The organism is Rhizobium sp. Pop5 (assembly GCF_024721175.1).
In the GTDB taxonomy this organism is placed as follows: Bacteria; Pseudomonadota; Alphaproteobacteria; order Rhizobiales; family Rhizobiaceae; genus Rhizobium.
This window is the reverse complement of sequence record NZ_CP099399.1, coordinates 493,700-517,785: the sequence shown is the minus strand read 5'-3', so window position 1 is coordinate 517,785 and position 24,086 is coordinate 493,700. Positions and strand designations below refer to the sequence as shown.

20 protein-coding genes and 1 tRNA gene are annotated in these 24,086 nt (G+C 55.6%); 4 read left to right on the top strand and 17 right to left on the bottom strand.

From position 1 onward, the window contains the following. Positions 1 to 52: 52 nt before the first annotated feature. Positions 53 to 1,477 (top strand): DHA2 family efflux MFS transporter permease subunit, encoded by a 1,425-nt coding sequence (locus NE852_RS04650; protein ID WP_258156232.1) that lies wholly within the window; start codon positions 53 to 55, stop codon positions 1,475 to 1,477. Positions 1,478 to 1,485: 8 nt separating this feature from the next. Here NE852_RS04650 and NE852_RS04645 read toward each other — a convergent pair whose 3' ends face one another. From NE852_RS04645 to NE852_RS04635, 3 genes are read right to left on the bottom strand one after another with little or no spacing between them, the layout of a single operon-like run. Further along, positions 1,486 to 1,869, bottom strand: a complete 384-nt coding sequence (locus tag NE852_RS04645) for a VOC family protein (RefSeq protein ID WP_008529610.1) — start codon at positions 1,867 to 1,869, stop codon at positions 1,486 to 1,488. A gap of 56 nt (positions 1,870 to 1,925) precedes the next feature. Then, positions 1,926 to 2,645: an RlmE family RNA methyltransferase gene (locus NE852_RS04640; protein ID WP_008529611.1), complete on the bottom strand. Its 720-nt coding sequence runs from the start codon at positions 2,643 to 2,645 to the stop codon at positions 1,926 to 1,928. A gap of 9 nt (positions 2,646 to 2,654) precedes the next feature. Further along, on the bottom strand, positions 2,655 to 4,211 hold the full coding sequence (locus NE852_RS04635; RefSeq protein ID WP_008529612.1) for a Ppx/GppA phosphatase family protein: 1,557 nt from the start codon (positions 4,209 to 4,211) through the stop codon (positions 2,655 to 2,657). A 244-nt stretch (positions 4,212 to 4,455) separates the two neighbouring features. Between NE852_RS04635 and NE852_RS04630 the strand changes: the two genes are divergently transcribed. Then, positions 4,456 to 4,529, top strand: a tRNA-Gln gene (locus NE852_RS04630). Positions 4,530 to 4,668: 139 nt separating this feature from the next. On the opposite strand, the gene NE852_RS04625 is transcribed toward NE852_RS04630, so the two are convergent. Continuing rightward, a complete protein-coding gene (locus tag NE852_RS04625) occupies positions 4,669 to 4,935 on the bottom strand; it encodes a hypothetical protein (RefSeq protein WP_008529616.1) in 267 nt (88 codons plus the stop codon). Positions 4,936 to 5,158: 223 nt separating this feature from the next. On the opposite strand from NE852_RS04625, the gene NE852_RS04620 reads away from it, so the two are divergent. After that, on the top strand, positions 5,159 to 6,589 hold the full coding sequence (locus tag NE852_RS04620; RefSeq protein ID WP_008529617.1) for an MBOAT family protein: 1,431 nt from the start codon (positions 5,159 to 5,161) through the stop codon (positions 6,587 to 6,589). 4 nt (positions 6,590 to 6,593) lie between these two features. Next, a complete protein-coding gene (locus NE852_RS04615) occupies positions 6,594 to 7,826 on the top strand; it encodes an alginate O-acetyltransferase AlgJ (protein WP_008529619.1) in 1,233 nt (410 codons plus the stop codon). A 102-nt stretch (positions 7,827 to 7,928) separates the two neighbouring features. On the opposite strand, the gene NE852_RS04610 is transcribed toward NE852_RS04615, so the two are convergent. The 13 genes from NE852_RS04610 to NE852_RS04550 all read right to left on the bottom strand — a co-directional run bounded on the left by NE852_RS04610 (position 7,929) and on the right by NE852_RS04550 (position 24,086). Next, positions 7,929 to 8,693, bottom strand: coding sequence for a glycosyltransferase (locus tag NE852_RS04610; RefSeq protein WP_008529622.1), 765 nt, complete (start codon positions 8,691 to 8,693; stop codon positions 7,929 to 7,931). Continuing rightward, positions 8,690 to 9,790, bottom strand: a complete 1,101-nt coding sequence (locus NE852_RS04605; RefSeq protein ID WP_008529623.1) for a glycosyltransferase family 1 protein — start codon at positions 9,788 to 9,790, stop codon at positions 8,690 to 8,692. The genes NE852_RS04610 and NE852_RS04605 overlap by 4 nt, the downstream gene beginning before the upstream one ends. Next, entirely contained in the window at positions 9,774 to 11,567 is a 1,794-nt protein-coding gene (locus NE852_RS04600; RefSeq protein WP_258156231.1) for a capsular biosynthesis protein, read from the bottom strand. The genes NE852_RS04605 and NE852_RS04600 overlap by 17 nt, the downstream gene beginning before the upstream one ends. A 295-nt stretch (positions 11,568 to 11,862) precedes the next feature. Next, entirely contained in the window at positions 11,863 to 12,783 is a 921-nt protein-coding gene (locus NE852_RS04595; RefSeq protein WP_008529633.1) for a glycosyltransferase family 2 protein, read from the bottom strand. After that, positions 12,780 to 13,475 (bottom strand): bifunctional 2-polyprenyl-6-hydroxyphenol methylase/3-demethylubiquinol 3-O-methyltransferase UbiG, encoded by a 696-nt coding sequence (locus tag NE852_RS04590; RefSeq protein WP_008529634.1) that lies wholly within the window; start codon positions 13,473 to 13,475, stop codon positions 12,780 to 12,782. Before NE852_RS04590 ends, NE852_RS04595 begins: the two co-directional genes overlap by 4 nt. A 13-nt stretch (positions 13,476 to 13,488) precedes the next feature. Beyond that, the gene (locus NE852_RS04585) at positions 13,489 to 14,823 is read right to left on the bottom strand and encodes an ABC transporter ATP-binding protein (protein ID WP_008529635.1); all 1,335 of its coding nucleotides are present in this window, start codon (positions 14,821 to 14,823) and stop codon (positions 13,489 to 13,491) included. Between the two features lie 2 nt (positions 14,824 to 14,825). Next, positions 14,826 to 15,650 (bottom strand): ABC transporter permease, encoded by an 825-nt coding sequence (locus NE852_RS04580; protein ID WP_008529637.1) that lies wholly within the window; start codon positions 15,648 to 15,650, stop codon positions 14,826 to 14,828. Positions 15,651 to 15,688: 38 nt separating this feature from the next. Then, the gene (locus NE852_RS04575) at positions 15,689 to 17,734 is read right to left on the bottom strand and encodes an FkbM family methyltransferase (protein ID WP_008529639.1); all 2,046 of its coding nucleotides are present in this window, start codon (positions 17,732 to 17,734) and stop codon (positions 15,689 to 15,691) included. Then, a complete protein-coding gene (locus NE852_RS04570) occupies positions 17,731 to 18,612 on the bottom strand; it encodes a bifunctional 2-polyprenyl-6-hydroxyphenol methylase/3-demethylubiquinol 3-O-methyltransferase UbiG (protein ID WP_128623567.1) in 882 nt (293 codons plus the stop codon). The genes NE852_RS04575 and NE852_RS04570 overlap by 4 nt, the downstream gene beginning before the upstream one ends. Further along, on the bottom strand, positions 18,609 to 20,297 hold the full coding sequence (locus NE852_RS04565; protein ID WP_164841429.1) for a capsule biosynthesis protein: 1,689 nt from the start codon (positions 20,295 to 20,297) through the stop codon (positions 18,609 to 18,611). The genes NE852_RS04570 and NE852_RS04565 overlap by 4 nt, the downstream gene beginning before the upstream one ends. 10 nt (positions 20,298 to 20,307) lie before the next feature. Then, positions 20,308 to 21,279: a GDP-mannose 4,6-dehydratase gene (locus NE852_RS04560; RefSeq protein WP_008529644.1), complete on the bottom strand. Its 972-nt coding sequence runs from the start codon at positions 21,277 to 21,279 to the stop codon at positions 20,308 to 20,310. Positions 21,280 to 21,389: 110 nt separating this feature from the next. Then, on the bottom strand, positions 21,390 to 23,312 hold the full coding sequence (locus tag NE852_RS04555) for a transketolase C-terminal domain-containing protein (protein WP_037172341.1): 1,923 nt from the start codon (positions 23,310 to 23,312) through the stop codon (positions 21,390 to 21,392). A gap of 3 nt (positions 23,313 to 23,315) precedes the next feature. Continuing rightward, positions 23,316 to 24,086 carry an acylneuraminate cytidylyltransferase family protein gene (locus tag NE852_RS04550; protein ID WP_037172343.1) on the bottom strand — a complete coding sequence of 257 codons (771 nt, stop codon included), beginning with the start codon at positions 24,084 to 24,086 and terminating at the stop codon, positions 23,316 to 23,318.

Genomic DNA, 24,086 nt, shown 5'->3' with positions numbered 1-24,086 from the left:
CTAAACAGCACGGGCCTTCCCAGCTCAATCGCGCCCATCAAGGCTCCCTCCTATGAATCGCATCGTCCCACTGATCCTCGCCGTCGCTCTCTTCATGGAACAGATGGACTCCACCGTGATCTCGACGGCGCTGCCGGCGATCGCCAGGGATCTCAATGTGGGGCCGATCACGCTGAAGCTGGCTCTGACCTCCTATATGGTGGCCTTGGCGGTGTTCATTCCGGTCAGCGGCTGGATGGCCGATCGGTTTGGCGCCAAGAAGATCTTCCGTCTTGCCATCGCAGTCTTCGTCATCGGCTCGATTTTATGCGCCGCCTCGTCCAGTCTCGTCGAATTCGTCTTCGCCCGCTTCCTGCAGGGCATGGGCGGCGCGATGATGACGCCGGTCGGTCGTCTCGTCCTGGTGCGCACGACGCAGCGCAGCGACCTCGTCTCGGCGATGGCGCTGCTCACCATCCCGGCGCTCGTCGGCCCGCTCACCGGCCCACCGCTCGGCGGCTTCATCACCACCTATTTCAGCTGGCACTGGATCTTCCTGATCAATGTGCCGGTCGGTATCATCGGCATCTGGCTTGCGACGATCTTTTTACCGGAGGTGGAGGCGACCGCGCCGCCGAAGCTCGATTTCACCGGCTTCGTGCTGACTTCGCTTTCGGCGGCCGGCGTCGTTTTCGGCCTGTCGGTGGTGAGCCTCCCGGCCCTGCCCCCGATCATCGGCGTCACGGCCACCTTGATTGGTCTCATCTGCGGCTTTCTCTATGTGCGTCATGCGAAGCGCCACCCGGCGCCGATCCTCAACCTCAAGCTCTTCAGGAACCCGACATTCCGAGCCTCCACGGTCGGCGGCACGCTGTTCCGCATCTGCGTCGGCGCCATGCCGTTTCTGACGCCGTTGATGCTGCAGCTCGGTTTCGGACTGACGCCGTTTCAATCCGGCCTCATCACCTTTGCCGGCGCGATCGGAGCGATCACCACGAAGTTCATGGCAAAGCGTGTTTTCGCAGCCGCCGGCTTCCGCACGACGCTTCTCGGCGCTGCCATGGTGACGACCCTCGTGACCGTCATCACCGGCCTGTTCACGCCCTCGACTCCGCATCTCGTCATCATCGGCGTGCTGCTTCTCGGCGGATTTTCCCGCTCTTTCATGTTTACCGGCGTCAATGCGCTCGCCTTCGCCGATATCGATGATGCGCAAGCCAGCCAGGCGACATCGATGAGCTCGGTGATGCAGCAGATCAGCCTGGCGCTCGGCGTCGCGGTCGCCGCCGCAATCCTGGAAACCTCGATCTATTTCCGCGGCGAGGCGCTTGATGTCGCCGATTTCCATCTTGCCTTCTTCATCGTCGCCGGACTGACCGTCATCGCGACCATTCCTTTCGTCAGGATGGACCGAAATGCCGGCGCGCTCGTTTCCGGCCATCGCTCGCGGCGGATGGCGACATCGTCGATCGAGGCCGAACAGCCGGTGGTGAAATAGAGCTCGGATTATTCGGGACTTTCGCAGACGGCACTGAGCTTGTTGCCGTCGAGATCGCGCACATAGGCGGCATAGAAATGCGCATGATAGGGGCGCAGGCCCGGCCCGCCTTCATCCACAGCGCCGGCTGCGATCGCCGCCGCATGGAATGCATCGACCGCCGCCCGCGTTTCGGCGGCCAACGCGACCATTGCGCCGTTACCCGCGCTCGCCCGGCGGCGATTGAACGGGGTCACCACCCAGAAACGGCAGCGTGTATCGCCGTCGGCGGAATAGCCGATTTCCTCCTCCGAATAATGCTGGCGGCGATAGCCGAGCGCAGACAGTACGGCATCATAAAAATGCCCTGCGCGGTAAAGGTCGTTGGTTCCGATCGTCACGTAAAGAAGCATTGGATCAGCTGTTCAACTCCGGGATCGCCCATCATCGGACAGGACCGGCCCGAAGATCAAGCCTCCTCTGTCTGCTCGTCGGTCTTTCGCCCTTTGAAGCCCTTGGCGAGCAGGAACATCTCGACCGATTCGGCGCGTGAGGAATTCGGCTTGACGTGGACGACCTGGCGGAAATTCTGCTTCAGCATGGCGAGCAGGTCTCGCTCCGTGCCGCCCTGGAAGGTCTTGGTGAGGAAATGTCCGCCCTCCCCCAATACCTCAATGGCGAAATGGGCCGCCACCTCGCAGAGATGCATGGTGCGCAGGTGGTCGGTGCGGTGGTGGCCGGTGGTCGGGGCCGCCATGTCCGATATGACGAGATCGGGCGTGCCGCCGACGGCTTCCATCAGCTTTTCCGGCGCGGTCGGATCAAGGAAATCGAGCTGCAGGATCTTCACGCCGGGAAGCTGGGCCATTTCGAGGAAATCGATCGCGGCCACACGGATATCCTCATCCGTCGAACCGGTGACCTTGGCGGCAATCTGCGACCAGCTACCGGGAGCCGCCCCGAGATCGATAATGCGCTTGGCGCCACGCAGGATATGATATTTCTCATCGATCTCCAGCAGCTTGAAGGCAGCGCGGGCGCGATAACCTTCAAGTTGGGCGCGCTGCACATAGGGGTCGTTGATATGGCGTTGCAGCCATTGGCGGGAAGAAGCCTTCATCTTCTTGTTCTTGACGCGCTGGCCGAGCTTTCGGCCGGTGCGGTTTCCCGCGATCGGTGCCTTGGTCATGGCTTCTCCCTATCTAGCACGCTGGCCGCGGCGGTTGCGGTTACGCCGCCACACGCCGTCATCGGCCATCATGTCTGTCAGCAGGCCTTCCCTCAAGCCGCGATCGGCAACGCGCATGCGTGGGCTCGGCCAGCGGCGGCGGATCGCCTCGAGGATGGCGCAGCCGGCAAGCACCAGATCGGCCCGATCCGGACCGATGCAGGGATTGGCGGCCCGGCTTGCAAAATCCCAGGAAAGCAATTTGGCCTGCATGGCGGAAACCTCGCCATCGGAAAGCCAGATGCCATCGACCTTGCGCCGGTCATAACGCGGCAGGTCGAGATGGACGCCGGCAAGCGTCGTCACCGTGCCCGACGTGCCGATCAGGTGAAAATCGCCGGTCTGGGCGATTTCGATCTCGGGGCAATCGAAGCGCCCGAGCATGCCTTCGACCTCGCTCACCATCCCTTCGAAAACCTCCGGCGTAACGTCCCGCCCGCCATGACGCTCCGACAGCGTCACGACGCCGACCGGCAGCGAGGTCCAATGGGTGATGTGATTGGCGAGGCGACTGAAACGGTTGTCGCCGATGCGGATAACGGCGATCTCCGACGAACCACCGCCGATATCGAAGAGCACGACCGAGCGCGTCTCACGTCCGACCAGCGACGAGCAGCCGGAGACGGCAAGCCGCGCTTCGGTCTCCCGATCGATGATCTCAAGCGCAAGCCCCGTTTCGGCGACGACCCGGCCAAGGAATTCCTCGCCATTGACCGCCTGGCGGCAGGCTTCGGTGGCGATCAGCCGCATGCGGCGGATCTCACGGTTCCCAAGCTTGGAGGCGCAGATCCTCAACGCCTCGATTGCCCGGTCCATCGCCTCGTCGGACAGCCGGCCGCTTGCCGCAAGGCCTTCACCGAGGCGCACGATGCGGGAAAAAGCATCGACGACGCGGAATTGCCCCGGACGGGTCGGCTGAGCGATCAACAGGCGGCAATTGTTGGTGCCGAGGTCGAGAGCGGCGTAGAGCTCGTCCGGCCATACGTGCTCGCGATCTCCCTCGCGCCCGGGACGCGCATCGCTATCCCCGCGGCCCTTGCGGCTGGCGATTGCGCCATTCTGCGCCTCGCGCGGCTCGGTGCTGCGCGCTGTCTCTTCCGCGCGGCCTTCCTGCTGCGTCGCGCCGGAAGGCTTTCCCGGTATCAACGGCCGGCCCTGAAGACCGCGTTTGCCGCGATGTTTGCGGCGATTGCGCCGGCTCGGCGCCGAATCGCTGTCGGGCCGGGCGGCGTGACCTGCCGCTCCGGTCTGTTCGGTGGCATGAGGGTGAAGTGAGCCGTCCTGCGCAGCACCTTGGCCGCCGCGGCGACGGCGCTTACGCTTGCGGGCCGGATTCCCGGGTGCTTCTTCTAGCGGGCGCGCAGGCTGTCCGGCAGTGCCGGAAAGCTCTTGCGAAGCGGGATGAGCCGCGTTGCGGGATTGCCCGCCGCGCTTGCCCTTGCGGCGCCTGGACTTCTTGCCATCCCTGCGCCCTGCCGCCGACGCCCCGTCAAATTGCGGCTTAACGCCGCCTTCGGGGTCTTCCACGTTCGTTTTCCATCGCGCCGCGCAAGTCCCAAAGGGTATGCAGCAGGCGCTCATTTGATTTTTGCGTTGCGGCAAGAATATCAGCGCCCGCCGAAATCGCCAAATTCTTTTTTGAACAAGGGAGTTGGGCGCCGCTTGCATCTGTCCTCGCCTTGAAGGATTTTTTTCAAAACAGGTATTTGCATTCCCCCGGCTTTTGTTTATAAGCGCCGCACACCAGCCGACCGCCCGCCGGTTCGCTTGCTGGGGAATAGTTCAATGGTAGAACAGCGGACTCTGACTCCGTCGATCTTGGTTCGAATCCAGGTTCCCCAGCCAATTTTCCCTAGATGCGCTACTCGCTGCCGGGCGCGAACCCCTAGTCAGCGGCCCGGCAGTTGGAGCTATTACTGCCGGTATCTTCAACAATGGCCTTCTCCAGTTGTTGTGGGTCTCTGCGCTCAGCCGGAGGGCTGCCTCAGTGCGTTTCTGGTATACCAATCTGTAGCGCCTGGTCGGCGCGGCGGGGCTTGACACTGTCGCCGGTACGGGTGTTGCCGAGATCGGCGACCACCTTTGGCCTCTGCCTTTTCGGATCATACATGCTGAAGAAGTAGACCGTGCCGCCGCGCTCGTGGATCGGCTGCATAGTCTGGCCTGTCTCATTAAAGGCTGTCGCAAGCATGCTAGCCAGCCAGCGAGGGTCGACAAAAGACGTACCGGCCTCGTCCAGCACTGCTTCCATGCCTTCGACTTGAGACTCGGCAAGAGAGCCGGCGAACAGCGACGTGCGATACTCGCATAAAAATGCGCTCGTTCATGGGTACTCTTTGGATTGTTGAAGGGTGGCGGTTGTGGTGCGCCGTGATTGACACACCGCCCGATTATTCATGATGCCGATATTCGAAGGTTTATTGACCGCTGCGGTTGTCCCAGGATATTAGGCGACAGCTAACACGGACACGCAGATGCTGTTCTCATCCCCGGTATTTTTGAGTTTCTTCCTGCCGCTCGTCGTTGCCACGTACTTTCTCTTGCCCTTTCGCAGCATCTCCCTGCTACTCTTGAGCCTGGCGTTTTATGCCTGGGGCGAGCCAAGATTGGTTTGGCTTCTCATCGGGGTAATTGTCACCAACTACCTGTTGGGGATTCTCATTGACAGGAGCTCCGAGGGATGGCGGCGGCGTTGGCTCATCGTCGGACTGACCGCCAATGTGCTTGTCCTGGTCGTGTTCAAATATTCAGATTTCATCGCCGCGAATTTGAATGCCGCAATTGCTCCTATGGGGCTTGCCCTTCTTACGCCGCTGCACATCCCGCTTCCACTTGGCGTGTCTTTCTTCACATTTCAGGCGATTAGCTATCTGGTCGATATCTACCGCGGCGAAGTACGGCCGGAGAGGAACCTGATCCGCATGGGCGTATTCAAGGCCTTCTTCCCGCAGCTCATTGCCGGGCCTATTGTTCGGTACAAGGAAATCGCCGGAGACCTCAGGGATCGATCCGTTAAAGTCGAGAGTTTCTCCGCCGGGGTTGAACGGTTCGTCATTGGGCTGGCCAAAAAGCTGCTGATCGCAGACCCGTTGTCCATTCCAGTCGATTATATCTTCAGCACGCCGACCGGCGATCTCAGCAGTCCGACTGCATGGATCGGCCTCGCATCGTTCGGGCTGCAGATCTATTTCGATTTCTCCGCCTATTCGGACATGGCGATCGGGCTTGCCCTGATGTTCGGCTTTCGCTTCCCCGAAAACTTCAACATGCCCTATACCGCTATCAGCGTTCAGGATTTCTGGCGACGTTGGCATATGACGTTATCGAGATGGTTTCGCGACTATCTCTACATCCCCTTGGGCGGCAACAGGTGTGGGCCGCTGCGGACCAGCCTCAACCTTTGGATCGTTTTCGCGACTACCGGGTTTTGGCACGGCGCTAACTGGACTTATTTGATTTGGGGCCTGTGGCACGGCGCTCTACTGACGCTTGAGCGCACAAAATTTGGACGGCTTATGGAAGGTTGGCCTATCCTTCTTCGCAAGATCTATACCATTGCGGCAGTTCTTCTCGGCTGGGTGTGGTTCCGCGCAACGAGCGTGGACCACGCAACGGGCTATTTGTCTGCACTGTTTTTTGGCGGCATCCATGATGCACCCGCCGATATCCTGCGGCTTTACAATCCCTTTCTTCTCGCGGTCTTTTGCGTGGGCTCTGCGCTGGCACTTGGCACCTACCCCGCCACCGCCAGGATCTTTGGATCCCGCCAGTTATCCGGTGGTGTCTTAATTGCCAACTCGCTTCAGGAAGCCACAAGAATGCTGGCGCTTGTCGCGATCGCCGCCGCTGCTCTCGCGGCTTCGGCTGCGAGTACTCTCCAGGCCTTCCTCTATTTCAGGTTCTGAGCTAATGCAGCAAGACGCGTCTCAAGCCTTCGCCGTCGACCGGCCCAATGCGTCCGCCACTTCGGCTTATCGTTTAGTCCTGAAACTGTTGTTGCCCATTCTTTTACTCGGTGCTTTGAGCCTAAACGGTGCTCTCACGTTAATTGGATGGCAGGCACCATCCATCGTCGACGAAAACCGGGAAATGGCGAAGCGCCCCGAGTGGCAAGGGAATGTCAATTCTTACGTCCGCGGCCTCGACGCTTGGCTGACGGACAACTTCGCTTTCCGAAAGCCTCTTGTGGCCGCTTTCAATCAACTGCTCTACTCCGACTTCAGATCCACCCTTGCTCCCAACGTTGTCGTGGGGTCTGGTCCATGGATCTTTGGCGCTGAGTTCGACGGTCAGCGCTCGGTTGCCCCGCGCCGGCTCAGCGACGAATACATAGCCAAGGTCAAGCAGGCCCTCATTGAACGAAAACGTTGGCTCGATAAGCGCGGCATTCACATGCTCGTTCTCTTCATGCCGACAAAGTCGGCGATCTACGGCAACAGATACATGCCAAGGGCATGGCATTTTGATGAGGACTTGCCGACTGAATCGGAGCAGATTTATGAGGCACTTGAGAACACAATGCCTGAGAGCATAGTTCCTGTTCGCCAGGCAATCATGAAAGCTTCCGAGAAATCCGAGCTCTATTACCACACGGACCCGCACGCGACTCAGCATGGATCATTTGTAGCCTTTGAACAGATTGCCGCTCACATCCAAAAGTATTTCCCGGCGATCGCCCCGTCGCCATACCCGCCCTACACGCTGAAGGTCGATTATTATCAACCCACCGCGTTTGGCAAGATGATGGGTTTGCCTTTCCGTGACGAAAGTTGGGTCCCAGTGCCGAACGGCGAGTATCGGTTCACATCACCGGCGCCGCCCGAATGGGCAAAGCTGCTGCCCCTAGGTAGCCGCTTGGCGTATTACGAGAACAGCCACGTGCAGAAGGTCAAAGTGGCGTTGATGGGAGACTCATTCACAAATCGGATGGCCGCGATCTTTGGCGAGGTTTTCAGCCAGACTGCCACAATCAACTTGAACAACGTTTCCGATGATCCGTCAGACAAATTTCCGGCCGCTTTTCTCGACGCCTATCGCCCAGATTTTGCCGTTTTCCTCTATGTAGAATCACGACTAACTGAATGTACCGGCTGCGGCGCGTTTCCCGTCACGAACCCGGACAACGTTCGATCAGGCGAATAGGAATCACACCGCGCCACTCGGCGTATTCAAAAATTCAAAACCGCCGAAGCTCTAATCCCGACCACACCGCCCCGGATCAACCGTAACCACCGTGCCCGGTCGTCAGAGGTCGAGGTTCAAGCGTCCGGTGATTTTGCTTATGTTTGGCCTGCGGCCGAGATGCTTTGCGAAGTACCGCATCATGCTAGAAACATGCCATCGCATATACTTCAGGTTAGTGTGGCTTGTGCGGCGAGCATCATGGACCACGGAGGTTGTCGGCTGCAGAATGACTTTCCAGCCTGCTTTCCAAAGCCTCGCACAGATGTCAACATCCTCGTAGTAGAGGAAGAAGCCTTCGTCAAACCCGCCGACTTCCGCGAAGGCTTCGGACCGAAAAAGCATGAACATGCCAGCAGTCCAATCAACCGCTGAAGGCCGGTTCAGATCTATCGGAAACCTCCCGTCACTCCTGCCCAACGCCTTCCGGAGAAGACCAAAGGGGGTAGGAAAGTATCGAGCACTGTCTTCAACGGTTCCCTCGGGATTAAGTATGAGAGGGGCCACAACGCCGACCCTGGGATCACTCATCGCCGCTTTTAGGTGACCAAATGGATCCGCCTGAAGCCGGATGTCAGGGTTGGCGACGCAGAACAAACCACTGTCGCAATGCCGGAATGCCTGGTTGTGATTTGCCGCGAAGCCCTTAGGAGAAGGATTTTCGATCTGCAGGAGCGGATACTGTCTATCGCGAATTGGAAATTCTTCCGGAATGTTTTTGGTCAGGACAACATTGTGCCCGGAACACCGACGTTCTAGATCGTTCAGCAGCGGATTTGCAATCTTCCCCTGTCCGTGGCTCACGATAGACACGCATATATCGCTCATGCTCGCTTCAACACTTCCAGGGTTTCCAATGTCACTTGTGCCGTGCGTTCCCAAGAGAATGATTTTGCCCGCTCGCGGCCTTGGAGGGAAAGGAAGCTAAGCAGCTCCGGTTCCGTCAGCAACCTCACTAGTCCGTCATGAATGGCATCCACATTCGTTGGATCGACAAGGATGGCCGCGCCTTCAGCGATCTCCCCGGTAGCGCCGGTATCACCGGTCAATACAGGTATTCCGCGCGCCATAGCTTCAACCACAGGCAAACCAAATCCCTCGTAGAGTGATGGATATACGAGGGCCTTGGTTCCTTGCATAAGCTCTGCCAGCGCGGAATCACTGACCTGTCCCAGTACGTCTATGGTACTGTTTGTCTTAAGGCTTTGTACCAATTCGCTCACCATCCATCCCGTGGCGCCGACGACGACAAGCCGCGTGCTGCCCCGCGTGGCGTCATCGAGCATTTGCCAGGCGCTGAGCAATCGTGAAAGATTCTTTCGTGGTTCTAAAGTTCCGACGAAGAGCAGGTAGTCGCCTGAGGTGCATTGGTCGCGGGGGGCCGGCGTAGCCGGGCCCAGTTCGCGTGCGGCCAGCGGCGTGACGGTAGTTTTTCCCTTGCTCTTTGGAATGATCCGTTCCAGGTCTGTTTCTGTCGTCCGTGATACCACAAAGACGGCCTGCGCTTTTTCCACTGAGCGTTGCATAATTGCGGGAAAGTAAAAGCGCTTTAAGCGCTGGTGGACCTCCGGGAACAGTTGAAAAGTTAAGTCATGTATTGTAACGGCCATTGGCCGTTGCGAGGCTACCGGCAAAACGAATGCAGTCCCCCAATGCACATCGATTTTAAGCCGGCGTATATGCCACGGCATCACTAGTTGCTGCCAGATCACTCTAATATGGCGGTTGTTAGGTGCACGGACGAAACGAAACCGATGGTCCAACCCGGCTTCCGAACAGAGCAAAACGGCCTTCTCACTCGCGAAGATCGTGAATTCGTGGTTGATAGAATTATTTCGGCTCCAGCGCGACAAGATCTCGACGAGATAGACTGACGTTCCAGTCTTCGAGCTGCCCAACCCGGTTGCGTCAATGCTGATTCTCACGTCGTTCTCCGGCCTGTGATTCCCCCATGAGGTCCTCTGCGGGGTAGATGAAGGGTGTCGCCGCCATAATGCCGTTGCAAACGATGTCAAGCCCGGCCGACATACCGGGTGCAAGGTCGTTCAAACTATCTATATGGACGGCGAATGGCGGCCAGCCCTTTCGCTCTTTAATGCAACTAAGAGGCACCATACGGCGAAAGAAAAAGTGATAAGCATATTTCTGCGCCCGTGCGATCGTTACTTCATCCAGCTTTTTGCGCAGTGGCAGCATATCAAGCAAGCGCAGGTAATTTTCTTCCGAGGTTGCATCCATCGTAACACCCTTGCCACGGATCCAGGCCTCACCAGCGACGATGACCGGTATTCCGCTAGCCGAAAGCTCGACGCCCATTTTTGTACCATAGATCAGAACGGCGTCGCAGTGAGACATGGCCACGTAGGTGCTTGCTTTGCTCTCGGGCGGGATAATGAAAATGTTGGGCGGCAGCTTAGGAAACCGGCGTCGAATTTCGTCGACAGCGGGCTGCCGGGATGGAAGCGTCCCTGTGAGCTCGGCCGGATGAACTCTTATCAGCAACTGCAGGTCGGGCCGCTTCTCGAAATAGGCGACCGTCTTCATCAACCAATCGACCATATTCGGAAAGGCGTTTGCCTTGTAATGCAGTTGCGCATCCCAAATCACGTTGGTGAGCAACCCGATAGTTGGACGTTGGAAATCAATGCCGAGCTCATTCTGAATCGAACGGGCATCGAATTCTGGCTGACTATGAAACTTCACCCAGTCCTGCTCGCCAATCCATCTGCTACGGAGATACTGCGAGATTTGCTGCTGCTGCACGTCGGTCCAGGTCATATCCTCCCACGACGATACCGGTTCGGTCATCAATCCATGATGATAGGTTTCATGATGATTGAAGATGAAGCATCCCCGTCTGTAGGCTGGATGCCAAGTCACTACTCGCACGCCGAGGTGTCGAGCTGTTTCCGATATGATGCCCTGGGGAACGTATATTCCATGATTCAACACCACGACGTCGTAGTGACCTTCGGCAAGCAGGCGACGCGTCGCATAATAAGTCAGAAGCGCCGATTCCAGATAACGCCTAAGGATAGGTTCGGCTCCGGGCACCGTCTCAAGGTCGCCTCTTGAAAAAAAACGAAGAGCGCCCGCGGCCGCGTGCTCCCCGATAGGAATGCCGTCCTCCGTATATGCTGCGATTTCGCTATACTGCATCTGCATTGAAATCGTCTTCGCCCTGGAGCGATCGGTGTCGGTCAGTTTCGAATTGAGCCCGATCGCGTTGAGGCCAGCTCGGTTAAGCATTTCAGCCGATGGTTGGTAGCATGTCAGACAGCGGTCTTTTGGACCATGCTTGGCGAGCCTGTCGACGTCAGAATACCAACTGATCTCGCACATCATGCAGGCGGGCAGAGCCGCGTCGCATAGCAAGAAGTCAACATCGACGCCACGAACCGCCAATGCCATTCCAAGCAGGCTTTCCATCGTCATCGATGGCAGGTGTCCGGCGGTGCCTGTTGCAATCAGAACACGCTTGCCGTTGATCAAAGGGGAGCGCACCTGTTCGAGCTTGGATTGGGAATGCCATACTGTCCAGTCTGGCAGGCCGCCCTGGCGCGCACGCCATCTCACATATGCGAGATGAAAGCTGCGGTACCAACTGCTCCGAAACAGTCGGCTCCGGATGCCGCGCAAATCCGAGTTGAACAGTCTGGCAACCGCCGTAGGGAAGATATCAATTTTCACTGTCTTCTTCATTCATTCACCAGACCGGCATCCGTGCCACTCGCGGACTTTCGCCGAACCTACTATGCCGCGAAAAGGAACGTGCCCATGCTTTCTAGTCTCTTTGCCGCGATCCGTGGTCCCATGCAAACCCAAAGAGGCGCTAAACATCGTCGGACAATGTTCGACCCGCAATCACTGCACAAATTGATTTTCTTTGCCGAAGCTGTCGAATAGGCTCACGCACCCAGCGCGAGACCTGCTCACGGGAAATAATAAAAATCGTTCGGTCGCGGGATCTGTCGCTTTTCAACTGAGACAACGGTCCTTAGCCGTCCTCTCTTTTGAATTCCCCTGTAATACGTTGGCGCCCAACAGGGATTTTCTGAACCAAATGATATGACTTATTCCAAGTCAAAACTGGATCCATAAAACTTATATATTTAGCCGTTGTGACGTTGAGAAGATCTCTCGCCAATGCGCTGCTTCGCATTGAGGCTCGTGCAAAAAAGAAACGCCCGACTCGTTTCATAACGCCGCGGAATTTCGAAGCTGCCTTGCTGCTTTTCATCGATTCAGTGGAATAGCGGCTTAGGTAGAGCTCCTTGGCGCGCGCGTGGCGCTCCCTAATCCATTGGCGGTTTTCCGATTTTGGATCTTCATTCCAGTTTCTATAGTGTAGCAGAGCGACTTCACGAGTATAGACTATCTTGTAGCCCGAGAAGAGAACCTCTGCGGTTAGCGCAGGATCTATACCATAGTCACGAAATTCCTCGGAGAAGCCGCCAACTTCCTTGAGCACCGATGTGGGAAGCATCCCCTGATTGACATTGAGAATGCCGGCCGGAGAAATTCCTCCAATGTAGGGAGTACCGAGGAACGGTCCTTGCACGTCTCTCGTCTTCAACGCGACCATACCTATACGCGAATCGCGTTCCAGAATCTTTAACGCACGGTCTAATCCGGCCGCGGTAACCTCGTTGTCGTCGCTCAACCAGCAGACATAGGGGGTGTCCACGATCTCGAATACGTCGTTATAGGCCTTCGCTTGGCCGAGCTTCTCGCCAACCAGGATAGGTATGATCGTCTCAGACGCAATGGATCGAAGGTATTCGATTGTACCGTCGGTAGAACCCGCATCAGTCACGTAGATCTTTGTAGACGCTGTCGTTTCACGAATGATACTTTCCACGCATCGCATGAGTTGATCGAGGCGGTTGTAGGTTCCAAGTACGACAGAAAGCTTCATCGTGAATAGTCTATTTTCGGCGTTGCAGGTTCGGACTCTAAAATAAAGTCAGGCAGCGAGAGCGCAACATTCTTTGCGACCATGAAGACTTCGCGACGGTGTCGTCGCTCGAGACTGTCTGTAAAATCGTCATGTTGCACTACGCCCGTATATCTATGCACCGAGGTAAAACCCGCCACATAAAGCATTTTCACGAGCGCACGCCTTGATGGAATGACAGCGTGAAACTTTAGGCCCTGCGTTTGATTCTGCCCTTCGGACACCAGCACGAGATTGTTACCCTCGCCGGGTGCAATCTGTGTTTCAATAAACAAATATTGAGCCGTAATGCGATGGAGATTTCGGATCGCAGCGAAGGGATTTTCAAGATGATAAAGAAGGCCAAAACAAAAGACCAATTCCGCCGGCTGGAGGTCCTGGACTGCGTTTGGGTTCGTAATATCCTGAGTTATAAACTTCCCTTTGGGAACCCTGGCCGCGGCTGCCACGACAAGCTCATCGCGACCATCCAAGCCCAGCACGTCCAAACCCCGCTTGACCAATCGTTCAGAAAACCACCCAGGCCCGCAGCCGACATCAATGCAGCGGTCGAGGCGGGGCAAACGGTCTAATACAGCTTCCGCCATTGCCCAGCGGGCGCGATTGATTTCTATATAATAAGGTTCATCGAAGAACGTCACAGAGTTCGACATAGTAGATCAATACCTATCGTTCGACATCGTTTACCGACCAATCCAACAGTGGCCTGACAGGCCCAGGAAACTGCCGCGGCATCAGTCCTCGTGCGGATTTCTCACCAATAGCTGCTTCCACGACGTGAAAGGACAAATATCTCTCCAGCGCAAAGTAGCGTTTAAACGGCGCCTCCTTTGGACTGAAGACGGTAAGGCTTACCGAATAGGTTCCAATGTTGAACAAATGAGCTGGCATCCATACCGTCGCCCTTACTCGGGTCGGGCGCGTCTTCTCAAAGTCGGCGATATCCGTGCTTGGGTGCGTGGCAACGAACGCCAGCGTACCCAAAGGACAATAGACATGGATTGCCGGTGCGTAGAAACCTGGGCCATTAACGTCGTAGGTTAGCTCTACGCCAACCTGCTCGGCAACAGAAACCAATGTCGCCTTGCTTCCGAGAGAATTTATGATCCTGGCTGAAACCGGCTCAGCCTCATCTAGGTGCTGCGTAGTTTCGTGGGCGAAGGCGGAGCCGGTTGACTCGATCTCGACGGGCTGGTGCTGGTCGTCTGCCCCGCTGAGCCTATCACCGCTTGATACAAGAGTTCGTTCAGAGCGAACCTTCAATACTTCCTCAACATAGGCCTCAGTCACTTCGCGCGTATCGCCGTCCATCCGCAGTTTCCCACGGTCGATCCAGAGGCATCGGGTGCAATAGCGCAGAACCGAATCCATGCTGTGCGAGACAAAGAAAAGTGTCTTGCCTTGTGATGTCAACTCATCCACGCGTTCAAGACACTTCTGCTGGAACGACATATCACCCACCGCGAGCACTTCGTCCAAAAGTAGGATGTCGGGCTCGAGATGAGCAGCTACTGAGAATGCCAGCCGCATGCGCATCCCGCTGCTATAGTGCTTGATCGGGGTATCGATGAACCGGCCGATCTCGGAGAACGCGACAATCTGATCAAACCGCTGCGTTATAAGGCTTCGGCTCATGCCGTACAGCGAGGCGTTTAAATAGATGTTTTCACGCCCGGTAAGATTATCATTGAAACCGGTTCCAACCTCCAGCAGCGACGCCAAGCTTCCCCGAATTCGCACCTCACCGGCTGTCGGATAGGAAACCCGAGACATTATCTTCAGGAGCGTGGACTTCCCAGCGCCGTTCTTCCCGATAACGCCAACTCTCTGACCGGCCGGAACGGAAAAATTCACATCCTGCAGCGCCCAGAACTTACTGGAATCGTCTTCGCCGAAGAGCAACTTATGAGCAAGTCGCTGCCACTTCCCACCCTTAATGCCAGCGTTCTCAATCGAGTAGCACTTGCTGAGACCTTTAACTTCAACTGCAAGCTCAGACAAATTTACAACCTATCAACAAAGTGGCGCTCCATGTGCTGAAACGCAATGAAACCAATCAGACCGACGGTGACACTGACCATCGCCGCTATCGCCCAGTCAAAAAGTGGAAAAGGCCAATCGGCAAAAAGGCACGCGCGAAAGGCGCCTAACGTTCCCACCATTGGATTGAAAGCGTAGAGCGTCTGGAAATCCGCTGGGATCATCCCTGGCGCGTAAATAACAGGAGAAACAAAGAGCCCCACATAAAGAGCGAACCCCAGGAAGCGCTCCCAATCATTGCTCTGCAAGCCCAACGCCGCAAACAGACAGCCAAGCCCGAAAATGAGAATAGTGAACTGCAGGATGAAGATCGGCAACAGCAGAATCTTCAGTCCCGGATAGCCCCCATAGTACAGCATCATCAGCACTAATGGCACCGCATTGAGCGAGAATATCACCACATTCGTAATAATGTCGGAGATGGGAACGATTACTTTCGGGAAATAGATCTTCTTTACGATATCAGCTTCGCGCCGGATTGAACCGGCGGTTTGCATCACTGCCTCCGTAAACATGAACCAGAGAACAAGCCCCGAATAAACATATAAAGGATAAGGTATCGAGACCCCGGTCTTTGCGTCCGAAAGATGCCTGAACAAAGTGAACAAAATTACCATAAGCACGGGGCGGAAGACCGGCCAGATGAATGCTAGATACTGCTGATCGAATTCCGATTTGAGTTGCCTGCTGATCATCGAATAGATGAGAGAGCGGCATTCCCAAAGCTCCCTGACGCTGAACTGCGCGAGAAGCTTAGGCGGGCGTATGATAATTTCGTTGTTGGACACTCTATTCTCGCTATTGTGAACGTTGCTATACGGCCAACCTAACCTCGCTTGGAAAGGGTGTTGATAAGCTCCAAAGCGTACGTTCTGAATATTTGCTGAGCATTGCGCCGATTACGCAATCTTTCGAGGAGCCTGAACACCGGCGGTTCCTTGAAGGGGAAATAGTTCCGACGTGCTGACGTGATTTGTGTGTCAAATCTCTTCAGCTTCGAAGAACCTTCCTTTATAAAGAAGTAGTTGCCGTTAAGCAGCCCTCGGAAAATCGCCTTTGCATTCGGCAGTTTCAGGAACTCATCCTGCTTCGCTGACAGGTGGCGGCAGGTATAGCCACTCTTGAAGAGCCGTGCAAGCAGCAGAAACATTTCGTCGTGCTTTGACCGCGGCAGGTTCTTGTGTGTCAGTTCCAGCATGATCAAAGGCTGAAATTTTTCGATCGTTTGCATGGCACCTTCGAGAACCTCCGGTTCGTGGCCTTCGACGTCTATCTTGATCGCATCGACACTTGTCAGACCGTTTTCCGCAACGACCCAATCAATCGTGTGGACGGGGAGAGTAACCTCACCAAATTGGCGCGCGCGACCGGTGTCGCTCATTCCGCTCAAGCTTGGTTCAGAAGACAAGCTGAAACTGGTCGTCCCGTTATAGCCTCCGATACAGTAGTCGAACACGCGAACTTTATCCGAAAGTGAATTCAACTGGATATTTTCCGAAAGAAGTTTTAGCGAACGAGCGTCAGGCTCGAACGAATACACCTTCCCCTTTCCACCAAGGGCCAGACCGCTGGCTATGGTATAAAGGCCAATATTCGCTCCGATATCTAAGATGACATCGGCCGGTCTGATTGCGCCAAGGAACGCCAGCAGGTCTTGGACCTCGGTCATGGCGCCATAGTAGAAATCGCATCCCATGCGATCTCCCAAGTTTACATAGTATTTTGCGCCGCCAGAAGCCTTGATGATCCGTCTGTCTAGGACCCCCGTCGGATGTATCTGCTCCCGGAGGTTGCGGAGTTTGCGGGAATAGAATGCGTCAAAACGAGCCGATGTCTGCGCTTCGGGTATGAGCCGGTGCAATTCGGCCAGGATCCCCTCATTCATACTAATGTTAACGGGATCGAAGACGAAGTCGTTCAGACGTTCCTGATCTGCCACCCAAATTGCATGGCTTCTAGCCAGGCCGTAGTGGGCAGCATTACCCAGCTGTTGTACGTTCAGGCTGCGAAGACGTTCCCAGTCCTGATCCGGGGATACGAGGAGCGCGGTCATGGGCGTCCCCCCTAGCTCGTTGTCCTTAACGGTTTCTAGGAATATCCCGTTGACACCATCCTCAATGTAATCCGTCATCGTCGGCTGCTTCACCGAAAGTACAGTACAGCCACGCGCCATAGCCTCAAGAAAAGAGAGGCCAACACCTTCAACGGGTCGCGGCGCTATCACGATATTAGCACCGCGAACGAACTTGTCGGCTTCCGACGGGTCATCGAAGAACGGAACCTCTACAACCGGAATATCGACCGGAATGTCGCGTGCTTGGTATCCCCGCCCCTCTGGGACGCCCGGATCCAGCCGAGGCTTGAAGTACAGTGTCTTTACATCTAGTTCCTTGCAAATCTTGGCAAGGACATCCGGCTTCACTAGGCCCACTCTGTTCCAGTAGTAAAGGACGTTGCCATCGGACCAGCTGGTCTCGCTATCCTCCGGTACATCGGGGACATATTGAACCTCAAGTACCCGAAGCCCCGCCTTCCTAGCGGCTATGGTGATTGATGGACTGTAGGAGATAATCTTGTAGTGCTTGGGAAGCCTTGCCCATTGCGTGTCATTCATCAGCATCACATTATTCCACATGGGAATCCAGATGATGCGAGCATGTGGGTACTTCTTAAAATGATGATCTGGCGGCCGTTTTTGGCAGAAAATGAACGCGGACTCGGAGTCGATGTCTTTCCACTCCTCGCGGATCGACTTACCATCCCAGACAACCTCCACCACATCAGAATGGCCGCGGAGGTAGTTGACGAATATGCGATGGAATGCCGGACTGGATGTTTTATGCCACTCAAGCATGTAGATGTATGTTGTCATATTCGCCTCAGATGCAGACACACCACCGCCTCAGCGGCAGCAAGATTTGAAAAGCGGGCATCGGCGTCTTTCGAATGGACGTCGAAGTAGACGGCGTCTGCAGACGTCTGCCTCGTAGATAACTGCCAGCCCCTTGGCCCATGCCGATAGATGTTTTCCGTAATTAGCTGACAGCCGGTGCTCGCGATAAGACTGTCCACCATCGCACCGTCAAAAACTTGTAGCCACCCATGATTCTTATATTTGCCGAATGGAATAGTAATATAGAGATTGCCGTTGACCCTTAGGACGCGCGCCAGCTCGGAGGCAACTTTCAAATAGTCATCAGCATTGTTTTCCCGGAAAATATCGTTACTGGTATAGAGTTGCGTATTGTCCATTCCCACATGCTCAATCGTGGAAATGCATATGGCGTTGTCAAAGGATTCGCTGGTACAGGGAACCTCGCGCAGGTCGGCTTGCACCCGATCCACCGACCGCGCGTTTAGATCGAAAGTCATGTCCTTGGCATCAAGAGCAATGAGGGTCACCGAGCTCTCCCCGGAGATTCGTTCTCTTGCTGCTGGATATTTGAAGAAAGCGCATCCGGCGTCGAGAACGCTGTCGCCCCGCCCTAGACGCGACGCGACCCACGGCAATTCAACGACTCTTTCATCAATTTTAAATCCAAAGTCGTCGGGTAGCGGCAAGGAATTTTCAAAAGCGCCGAGTAAATCGGGCGATTTGAGTACACTTGTTACGAGCGCACTCCGGTGTTTAGAATAACCGGCTGACCACGGGATGCGTCCACCCTGCTCATACGAATTGGGCCTCACTCTTGCCGCAGCCTCGCGGGCTGTGGGGCGTACCAACTTTGCTAACTTAGCCAGAAGCCTCATTGAACCTCCGCAGGGTAGATAAACGGCGTTCGCCGAAGAATCCCATCACAAATAACGTCTAATCCACGATCACCGCCTGGCAACAAGGTCTCGGAGGTCGACGGCTCGACCTTGTATGGCGGCGATGCCTTATCCTCTTTGACAAAGTCGATTGGGATAAAGCGCCGGAAAAAGAAGTGATAGGCATATTTCCGCGCCCGGATGACTTGCGCCTCGTTCATACGTGAATCCAAGGGGAGCTTTTCGAGTAACCGCCGATAGCTTTCAGGAGTATCCGCATCGAGTGTCAAGCCCTTGTTTCGTATCCATGCCTCTCCTGCAACGACGACAGGGATGCCTTTCGCTGTCATCTCAACACCGGTCTTGGTGCCGTAGATGATGACAGCATTCGAACCTTCGCAAAGGGAGTAAGTGCTCGCTTGGCTTTCAGGCGGGATGACAAATACATTCGCCGGAAGTTCCGGAAACAGCTTCCGTATTTCTTCGACCAGCGGCTGCTTAGACGGAATCGCACCCCGCATCTCAGCAGGATGAATTCTGATGGCCAACTGAAGATCAGGCCGCGTGCTGAAATAAGCTATCGTTGCCTGGAGCCATTCCAGCATATCTTTGAAGGCATTGGCTTTATAATGCAACTGAGCGTCCCAGAATACGTTGGTCAATGCCGCGACGACTGGTTTGGTGAAATCGATACCAATTTCGTCCTCTATGGCTTTTAGTGAGTGCTGAGGTTGATCGTGAAACCAGATCCAGTCACTCGTTCCATACCAGCGGCTCTTCAAATATTCGTCGAGCTCTTTGTCCAGTTCCCCTTCGAGTGAGATATTCTCCCAAACGGACGTAGGTTCCTCAATAAGCGTGTGATGGTAAGTGTCGTCATGCGAAAATATGAAGCACTTGCTTTTGTACGCAACATTCCAAGTGACAATGCGAACTGCGTTGCCTCGCGCAACGTCGGAGATCACTCCGTGTGGGACGTAGATCCCATGATTGTAGACAGCCACCGTCGGCTGCAGCGCATTGATCACTGATTGAGTGACCTCTTGCGTAACAAGGGCAGCTTCGAGGTAGCGCCTCAAGACCGCCTCACCTTCCCGCGTTGGTGGTAGGTGGCCTCGGGAAAAAAATCGAAGGGCGCCTGATAGGGCGTGCTGTCCGACATTGACCCCCGCGTGCATGTAGTCCGGTATCTCGCCGACATCAATCATATTAGCGAGATCGCGCAGTTCGCGGGCCCTGCTCGAGGAAAGATGATCGCTATATCGGATGACCGGAAGGCCAAGTGGTTCGAGAAGCTTTGCACCTCTTTTAATACAGCCAGGGCAGACTTTTTCCTTCATCTTATAGTCTGTGACGATGTCGACGCTCTCGATCTTGCCTTGATGAACCTGCAGGCAGGTAGGCATCTGCGCGTCGCAAACCAAATAGTGCACACGGGCTCCGCGAAGCGTCAGTGCAATTCCCAGGAGGCTTTCAACCAACACACCGGCATAGAAGCCACTGACCGTTGTAGCGATCAGAACAACGTCGCCCTTCTTTGTTTCGGTCAGCGCGCGTTTCCAAAGCTTCGTCGTGACGACGAGATGCGGCCAGCCAAGTTCGCCGTCAGGGCCTGAGTCGCTGCGTGCGGTATGACTAAGACGGCTGAGATATCGGCGAGAGCGAGAGAGAAAACGTGTGATCATGTATGCGAACTCACTGTGATGCAGACGAAAGCTCGTGAGACACGAGCCGATCGATGATGTCATCCAGACTCAACTTCGAAGTCCAGCCCAATTGCGCTCTCGCTTTTGCGGGGTTGGCGTGGCCTTCTGCAATGTCTGAGGGGCGCCTGAACTCAGCAGACGTTTCCACATGTTCTTTCCATTTCAACCCAAGTCGGCGAAACGTCTTGTCCAGAAACTCTTCGAGGCTATGGCTTTGACCTGTCGCGATTACATAGTCGTCAGGGATGTCTTGCTGAAGCATTAGCCACATAGCTTGAACATACTCAGGTGCCCAGCCCCAGTCTCTTGTAATGTCTATGTTGCCAAGCCTCAGTTTTTGTTTCGAACCTCGGGAAATTTTGCAAGCTGTAGAGACAATCTTCTTTGTGACAAAGCGCTCGGGCCGGAATGGTGATTCATGGTTGAACAGTATGCCTGTGCATGCAAACTGCCCGTAGGACTCCCGGTAGTTGGCTACCTCCCACTGAGCAGCAGCCTTGGCCACTGCGTAAGGGCTGCGGGGACGAAAAGGCGTGTTCTCATCAGCCGGATGTCCGCCGGTATTGCCGAAACATTCGCTCGAACCCGCATTATAAAAGCGCGTATCCAGGCCGAGGAATCGGATGGCTTCCAGGATATGCAAAGTTCCGAAAACGATACTCTCCATCGTTTCGACCGGTTGCTCAAAAGACAAGCCGACAGAACTCTGTCCCGCGAGGTTGTAAATCTCATGGGGGTGGGATCGAGATAACGTCTGGAGCACGCTTCGAAAATCCGTTGGCGCCATGGAGACGAGTTTTAAGCGATCCCTTAGTTCAAGTCGCTCAAGATTGCGAAACGATGCCGTCGCTGCGTCTCGCGAGGTGCCTATAACCTCGTAGCCCTCACGCAGTAACAGATCAGCCAAAAGCGTGCCGTCTTGCCCGGAGATGCCGCAAATCAGAGCTTTTTTTGAAGTCATTCAAACCAATCCGCGAGCGGTGCAGCAAACCCACACCCTGTGTCACCCGTTTAATTTTCCCGATCGACCGCGCCTGCGACGGTGGCAGATGAGCGAACTACGACGATAAGCTATGACCCTGCCTTGGTCGATATTGCCGCGACAGCCACAGCGATGGCTATTGCATCGAGGCCCAATGCGTCAAGAACCTGGGCATTTGTCCCACTGGGAGGGATATCACCTACGCCCAAGCAAATTACCGGCACGCTACAGCCCGTCTGCACCATCGCCCTGGCAATTGCATCACCCTGTCCGCCTACCAGATAATGATTGTCAAGCGAGACTACCGCACTGCATCCTGAAACTGCCGATCGCAGCCATTTCGCGTCTACGTGATTGAGCCAGGGCAAATTGATGACTCTGGCACTGACACCGTGCTTTTCAGCGAGCATTTTTGAGGCGGCGATCGCATTGCTCAGGAGCACCGGGCCGTAAGCGATGATGGCGACGTCTTCACCTTCTGTGAGAGTGAGACCCCGGCCTTTTATTGGCCGATAGTCGGCCGGAAGTGAGTACGGGACTTCCCAAGGTACTGATATCAGCCGGATGTAGCTGCTGCCAGGCGCTTCGTTCACGCACCAATCCAAAAGCAGACCGACCTCCGCATCGCAAGACGGCTCTACCAGCGCCATCCCAGGCATGGCTGCCAGCGCCGAGATATCTCGAACGGATTGATGCGAGTGCCCCGGGCCGCCGGGAACGACACCTGCAAGAGAGCCGACATAGATGATCTTCGTCTTTTCCGTGGCGTTGTTGTAGATCTGCTCATTTGGCCGCGTTGACAGGAAGCACGCGAATGAGTGGACGATCGGCAGCAAGCCGTTCAGCGCCATGCCGCCGGCTGTGGAAACCATATCCTGTTCGGCGATACCGCATTCGATAAATCGATCGGGAAACTGCTCGCGGAATGGGATGAGGCCGGTATCCAGCACCAGGTCTGCGTCAAGGGCAACGAGGTTCGAATGCTTCTCAGCCTGTGCGATCAGAGCCTTGCTGTAGGCGGCAACGAGGCGCTGAGCCTTTTCCGACGGGGCCGCGGATGCGGGCCGTTCCAGCGTTTCAAACTCCAGCCCGGTGATACCGGCGCCGCTCAGATTGGCTTGCAGACGATCCATGATTTCCTGCGCGGCAGCGCGGTAGCTACTCGCATCAGGCGCGCCGCTGTGGAAGCGGTACATGGCCACGTCGGAATCCAGCGACGTATGCTCCATGAAGGAGACGCCCTTGCCCTTGACGGTATCGGCAACGATAACCTTCGGACGCGGGTCGTCTTGGATGGAGTTCAACGTGGCGGCAAAAGCAGCAATATCGTTTCCGTCACAGCGAGCGACACACCATCCAAACGCCCCGAGCTTTGCCTCAAGGTCACCAAGATCAGACACGTTCTTCACGAAAGTGTCTGACTGCAGCTTGTTGTGATCGATGATGACCGTAATCTCCTGCAGCCCAAAATTGGCTGCCGAGACCAGGGATTCCCAGAACTGGCCTTCTTGAAGCTCGCCGTCGCCCGTCATCACGAAGATGCGCCCCACGCGGTTGTTCATCCTGTTCGCAATCACCATGCCCTTGGCCTTGGAGACACCCATGCCGAGCGAGCCGGTATTTGTCACCATCCCCGGGGTGCCAACATCGGGATGGCCCGGCAGACCATCTATCTGGCGAAGTTTGTGGATAAGTTCGAAATCGAGCTTACCGGCGCCAATCAGTGCCGCGTAGTAGCCTGGCGCATCGTGTCCCTTGGAGCTGAAATAGACGTCATCGCCCGTCATTTCTTCGAGAAGAAGCCAGCTAACGATATCGAGACTGCTGAAACTACTACCGATATGACCGGAGCCGGCGCGACCGATCATGTAGAGAGCATTCAGACGGCACATATCAGAAAAGAGAGCGGCTCTCTGTTCGCGAGAGGTATTAATCGCACGTACCCGCTGAAACTCCTTATACGGCAGGTAGTAAAGGGTGCCTTCTACCGCTTGTCCTACGAGATCGCCCACGACTTACTCCGGTCTATTCAATAGGTTATAGGGGTTGATTGAGATATTTGGAAGAGCTGCCGATCGCGTCGCCAGCAGTCGCTCTGCCATCCACCAGTCTTCCGGTTCGTTGATATCGAAGCCTTCGTATCCCTGGCTGACGAATGGAATGATTGACTCGCCCGCAATACTGTTGCTTTCGAGCGGGACGCGTGACCAAGCAATCTCGAGGCTGGCATCCTGTGCATAGACCTCGGGCAGAGCAGCATACTGGCTGCTATGCCATGGGGTCGTGCCAATGCTAAATGGGATTAGAGGGAGCATCCTGTTCTCACGTATGACCCACATCTTTCCCGGATGCTGTTTGCATTTTTCGATGGCGCGAAGGGAATCTGCTCTTGGGTCCGCCATGAAGCACTGCCATGCACGCTGGATTGTCTCTGGAAGACGAAACGGGCTCGTAGGGCGCAAGATGCTGAATACGTCGAACTCGCGTCCCTCGGCACGGAGCTGATCCAACATCCAAACCACCCATTCGATGTCCGGAGACTTGTCGGAAGAGATTTCCGCCGCACGCAAAAACGGCACTTCGGCGCCATAATGGCGGGCGATGTCCGCATAGATCTCGCTGTCTGTTGCGCAGATAACGGCATCAAAAACACCGCTGTCGATCGCAGCGCGGATCGAATAGGCGATCATGGGGTGTTCGGCCAGAGGCCGGATATTCTTGTTAGGTACGCGCTTCGAACCAGAGCGCGCAGGAATAAAAGCAACAGAGCGCGGCTTCGTCGTCAT